We start from the raw sequence: 423 nt of genomic DNA, 5'->3' as shown, positions 1-423 counted from the left end.
TTGCTGTTGGTTCCGGAACCAATCAGGAGAAGATCCTGGTCGATTGGAACGACCAGAATGTCGCGGAAGGCCTGGCGCCGATCGACATCAAGTACTACCAGAACGCCACGGACTACTACCTGGCGCTTTCCTCAGGTCGCATCGATGGATATTTCGGGCCGAACCCGACCGCGCAGTATCACGTGGGTTCGCTCGGTGAAACGAAGGTGATCGGAACCTTCTCCGGCGCGGGCGAGGCTTTACAGGGTGAAATCGCGGTCCTGACCAAGAGGGACAACGGCTTGGCCAAGGCCTTTGCCGACGCGATCGATCACACCATCGAAAATGGCACGTACCAGCAGGTTATCGACCGGTGGAACCTCGGCTCCGAAGCGGTGGCCTCCTCGGAGATCAACCCGCCCGGTCTGCCGAAAACTGCAAGTT

Annotated in this window: 1 protein-coding gene; it reads left to right on the top strand. The window is 58.9% G+C overall.

The features are described 5' to 3' along the window. Positions 1-423: type 2 periplasmic-binding domain-containing protein (locus tag D7Y13_RS43555; protein ID WP_147452741.1), on the top strand; the 423-nt coding region annotated here is incomplete at both ends.

The organism is Corallococcus praedator (genome assembly GCF_003612125.1).
Lineage (GTDB): Bacteria > Myxococcota > Myxococcia > Myxococcales > Myxococcaceae > Corallococcus > Corallococcus praedator.
Note: the sequence above shows the minus strand (reverse complement) of the source record. Positions and strands in the feature narration are given on the sequence as shown.